Origin of the sequence: Ilyobacter sp. (genome assembly GCF_041583315.1) — a bacterium.
In the GTDB taxonomy this organism is placed as follows: Bacteria; Fusobacteriota; Fusobacteriia; order Fusobacteriales; family Fusobacteriaceae; genus Ilyobacter.
In genome coordinates this window covers 1-5274 of the sequence record NZ_JBFHGC010000159.1, presented here as the reverse complement: position 1 = coordinate 5274, position 5274 = coordinate 1, and the positions used below count along the sequence as shown (strand labels likewise).

Sequence of the window (5274 nt, the reverse complement as noted above, 5' to 3'; positions counted from 1 at the left end):
ATTACAGCATCGATCTCATTGCTGTTTTTTTCGTGTTTCACAGGTTCCAGGCTGGAAAAGTCATTGATATTCTCCATGTGCTTATGAAGTTTTATTACTGGTCTTGTTATGGTCTTGATACGCATATTGGTAAAAAATATTATAAGTATAATCAGAGAAATAAGTATAAGTTCTGTAAGGTGAGGAAGAGCGTTATTTTTAGGAACCATATTGTCCATACCCATTTTTATTATGAAAACAGGGGTGTTATCAAGTCCGTAAAAAGGAATAAGCATATTCCTTTCACCTGGAGGTTTAGGGTGAAATAAAAGATTTCTTCGGGGTTCTCTGATAAAAGGTCTTTCCATTGGGAAGTTTTTATTATCTGGAGTTTCCTGAAATATCTTTTCCATATTTTTTTCTGACATGAGACTGAATTCAAATCCTGTTCCCTCTGACAAACGCTGGATATATTTTTTATTTATCTCTCTCAGAAATATCAGATAACCTGCAGGTCTATCATTTTTTATATTGTCCAGTATAAAATGAATACCGTAAACATAACTTTTACCGTTATATTTTATCATGTCTATTTTGTTGTAATTTTTTAATTTATCATCCCACTGAAGATTGATTATATCTTCTGCTTTATTTTTGACGAACTCCCCTGTTTCATAATAAAGTTTTGCATTTTTAACAGACCAGAGTTCATCCTTTGACAGGTCAAAAAATCCTATATAATCCAGATTGAAAGTAGCGAGATATATGGGATCAAAGCAGTTCTTTAAAAAATTAATGTCTTTTTTTATAACTGCCCTGTGGAGGTCAAGCCACATGGAATGATTACTCAGGTTGTTCTTTAATACATTTTGATCTTTCAAAAGAATAGATTCTACACGGCTGATTTCTATGTTTTCAATTTCTCTTCTGAATTTTTCTTCTCTAGGCTCTGTAACAAAAAATTTAATTAGGAATGAAATTATGATTGCCAAAATGGCTAATGTCTTAAATATCCTATTCTGTTCTTTCAGTATTCCGTTTTTCATAATCTTCCCCTGTAATTATATGTTAAAAATCAATGTAATTTATATATTACCTCATAATCCTTAAAAATGTAAATTCTTTAAGAAAATTTTAATTTTACTTGATTATTTACAAGTTCTTTTGCAAAAGAGAGGGATGTGTCATAATCTGGAAATATTTTATCCTCTCCTATGAGATTGAAAAGTCCGGATTTTTTTAAGGGGTTTACGACTACACTTTTGACTCCAGAGAGAACAAGGGTGGTTCCCTGGTGTCTGCACTTATTTGCAAGGTGCTCTAGTGATCTCAGACCTGTGGCATCTATGACACTGACTTCTCTCATTCTCAGGAGAAGAACATCAGGAGTATAGTTGATATCAGAGAGTATCTCGGTGAACTTGTCTGCAGCACCAAAGAAGAAGGCTCCCTGTATTTCATAGACCTCTATACCCTTAGGAACCTCACTTTTATCAAAGAGGTTATCCTGTTCCTCACCCATTACTTCATCTGTGACAAAGTTTCCGCCTGTGACATCTGCCATTCTCTTCATAAAAAGGAAGGCGGAAAGAATCATCCCCACCTCTATAGCCACTGTGAGGTCGATAAACACCGTGAGAAGAAAGGTGGTAAGCAATACTGATACGTCACTTTTTGGACTTTTAAAAAGTTTTATGAAGTAAGTGAGTTCGCTCATGTTGTAAGAGACAACTATCAAAATGGCTGCAAGGGTAGCCATGGGAATCATGGCGGAAAGTTTTCCGAAAAACAGCATTATGAGCATGAGGGTTATTGCATGGACTATTCCTGCCACAGGAGTCCTTCCTCCGTTTTTTATATTTGTGGCTGTCCTGGCTATGGCTCCTGTGGCTGGTATTCCTCCGAATATAGGGGAGATTACATTGGCTATACCCTGTCCCACAAGCTCCATGTTTGAGTTGTGTTTTCCTCCGATCATTCCGTCAGACACTACAGCAGATAGGAGGGATTCTATACCTGCGAGGATTGCTATGGAGATAGCAGGCTGTATTAGATTTTTTACGGTGGCAAAGTCAGCAGATGGCAGAGATGGGAACCTCAGCATATTGGGTACCTCTCCGAAATTACTTCCTATGGTTTCCACTGGGATATTCATGTATTTTACAAGGAGGGTAGTGACAATGACTGCCACCAGAGAACCTGGTATTTTTTTATTTACTTTTGGAAAAAATATGATTATGAAAATGGCAATAAGGCCTATAGAGGCTGCTGAATAATTTATGTTGTGAATATTATTTATGTAGAAATGAATTTTTTCGTGAAATTCCGACGGTAGACCGTCAGCTCTTACTCCCAGAAAATCTTTTATCTGTCCTGAAAAAATAACCAGGGCTATTCCTGTGGTAAATCCCACTGTGACGGGGTAGGGGATATATTTTATAATGGTTCCCATGCCCAGAAAGCCCATAAGAATAAGAATAACACCGGCCATCATTCCTGCAATGGCGAGACCATCATATCCGTACTGTCCCACGATCTGAGATAAGACGACCACAAAGGCTCCTGTGGGGCCGCCTATCTGAACCCTGCTTCCGCTGAAGAATGATATGATAAACCCTGCAACGATTGCCGTATAGAGGCCCTGCTCCGGTTTTACCCCAGATGCTATGGCTAGAGCTATAGAAAGAGGCAGTGCTATTATTCCCACTACTACTCCTGCGTTGATATCCTTCAAGAACTGATTTTTTGAATATCCTTCTTTAAACATAATTTTAAAGAGCTTTGGTTGAAAATGCCCTAAATTCATTATTAATCATCTCCTGTAAAGTGTAGTTTAACAATTTAAAATTATACTCCTGTTAAAACTTTTCTGCAATGAGATTTTTATTAATTTTTGTTAATTCTTTTTTTCAATATTTCATTTAGTTGAACTTATTCAGATTATAAAAGCTTGAAAACCTACAGACAAAAGAAAAGTGAATATTCTGAATTCAGAATATTCACCGGATTTTTAGATGGAATTTGAAAAATATGTATACAGATTTAACTATTTTTTATCTGTGAACAAAGATGCAGTCATGGTTTCAAAGTTTTCCTTTGTTTCTTTCAATTTTGTGTTTATTTTTGAAGTTTCCTTGGAGATAGAGCTTATATGGTTATTTATTGATGATATTTTGTTATCGTCTACTTCAAAATTTTTAAACAGTGTATCTGAAATTCTCAGAAATAAATTCTTAACTGCACATTTGAAATCCGAGTCCACTGAAGAAGATTTTTTTTCTATATTTTCCAGAAAAAGATTAAATTCATCTGTGCTCTTTTGCAAGTTTTTACTAGATGCCTTTCCTACATCCTGATAATAAGTGAAATCAGATATTTTAGATGAAATTTTATATACGAAATTGGCAATATACTCGATCTCTTCATAGGGAAGTATTTTTATTTTATCCACTGCACTGAGATATACTTCCGGGTCTACTCCGAATTCTTTGGATATGTTTGTAAATTTTTCTCTGTCAGGTTTTTCTGATAAGACTTGACCGCATAAAAAACATCCGATGAGCTTATCTCCCATCAATATAGGGCTGGCAAAATCTATTAAACCAGCATGGCATTTATACACGATTGGTTTTTTCAGAAGCATGGCTTTTGTTCCCCCGTAAGAATCACAAAGCATACATTTTTTTGAACCGATTTCGGTTTTCCTGGTGTGTTCTCCGCAAAAGTCTGTAAAATTACTTGGTTTTGTTATGGGGAATCCATTGACATCTGTTATTACACTGGCTATTTGAAATTCTTTTGACAATCTGTCCTGTAATATCTGGAAAAACTCTATATCTAATGAATTATTATCACTACAATTTTCCATAACTTTCATCCTTTTTATTTTAAGATATATCCAAATCCTCTTTTGGATACTAAAGCATCATTCAATAATGGAATCTTTTTTCTGAGCCTTTTTAAACACTGGTCTACAGCTTTACTGCTTATCTCTAGATTGTCATCCCATACATAGTCCAAGATTCTCTCTCTGTTCAGCAAAAGTCCCTTATTTATTATAAAAAATGTAAGTAGTTTAAACTCATTTTTAGAAAGAGTTATATTGTCAGCATCATAAATAACATTTTTATTTTTTAAATTAACATTTATTTTTTCATATGTCAGTACATGTTTCTTTTCAGGGACTCTTCTAATGAATTTTTTTATTCTTATTAAAAGTTCCTTTTGATTAAATGGTTTTTTTATATAATCGTCACAGCCCAACTCGAGATTTTTGTTTATACTACTCTGAGAGGTATCTGCTGTAATGGCTAAAATAAAAGGATTATCATATAATTTTGGGTTTTTTCTTAGTTTTTCACAAACATAACTTCCGTTTCCGTCTGGCAAATTTAGATCTAAAAGTATAATATTAGGCTTTTTAAGAGTTATTATTTTCATTCCATCTTTTAGTGTGCTTGCTTCATAAATTTCAATATTGCTTTCGTTGTGTAATATCACTTTCAAAAGTTCTTTGGTTTCCTCAGAGTCTTCTATAATCAGCAGCTTGACCATTACTAATCCTCCTTTTCCATGTTTATGAAGTGTTCTAAATGACTAAAGAATATAGGTTCATTAATTGGCTTGGTTATATATTCGTCAAATCCCAGAGGAATGTATTTTTCCTTGTCACCGACGATTGCCTGAGCTGTCAGAGCGAGGGTTGGGATTTTTTTCAATTCAAAATTTGATTTTATATGCAGTAAAGTCTGAATACCGTCCATAACCGGCATCTGAATATCCAACAAAATAATGTCAAATTTGTTTTCCTGTAATTTTTTTAAAGCCAGCAATCCGTTTTCTACACAAACTAGCTCTACTGACTCTGATTCTAGGAGAGCTCTCAGAAAATCTCTGTTTTCTTCCACATCTTCAGCTATAAGAATACTTAATTTTTTATTTTTTAAATTTAAATATTCTTTGAAGATACTGTCATATTCCAAGGTTCGATTCATATTTTCCAGCTCTGATATAAAAGACATGATATTTTCAAAATTAACCTTATCTTTTTTAAGCTCCGCTGAAATATTTTTTGCCTTTCCGTAAATAAATGCCATATTTAAATTTCCGTATGTTCCTAAAATTTCATGATTAAATTTTCTTATTTCTTCTATGTTCTTATTATGACAGGATTCTTTTAAATTTTTTAATCTGATTGGAAATTTTAGAATACTTTTTAAAATAATGGGTTTTATTTTTGGATTTGTCTTATTTAATAATTTTCTCAAATTAAATGAAAAATTTTCATCTGATTTT

Annotated in this window: 5 protein-coding genes; all 5 read right to left on the bottom strand. The window is 33.5% G+C overall.

Going from position 1 to position 5274, the window contains the following annotated elements; genetic code table 11:
• The coding region (locus tag ABZA26_RS06945; protein WP_372713796.1) for a CHASE4 domain-containing protein at nucleotides 1-1025 on the bottom strand (1025 nt) is incomplete at its 3' end.
• A gap of 77 nt (nucleotides 1026-1102) precedes the next feature.
• Nucleotides 1103-2746, bottom strand: a complete 1644-nt coding sequence (locus tag ABZA26_RS06940) for a SulP family inorganic anion transporter (protein WP_372713795.1) — start codon at nucleotides 2744-2746, stop codon at nucleotides 1103-1105.
• 279 nt (nucleotides 2747-3025) lie between these two features.
• Nucleotides 3026-3847, bottom strand: coding sequence for a PocR ligand-binding domain-containing protein (locus ABZA26_RS06935; protein ID WP_372713794.1), 822 nt, complete (start codon nucleotides 3845-3847; stop codon nucleotides 3026-3028).
• Between the two features lie 14 nt (nucleotides 3848-3861).
• Complete coding sequence (locus ABZA26_RS06930; RefSeq protein WP_372713793.1) at nucleotides 3862-4533, bottom strand: response regulator transcription factor; 672 nt, start codon at nucleotides 4531-4533, stop codon at nucleotides 3862-3864.
• 2 nt (nucleotides 4534-4535) lie between these two features.
• A partial coding sequence (locus ABZA26_RS06925) for a response regulator (RefSeq protein WP_372713792.1) occupies nucleotides 4536-5274 on the bottom strand: 739 nt, incomplete at its 5' end.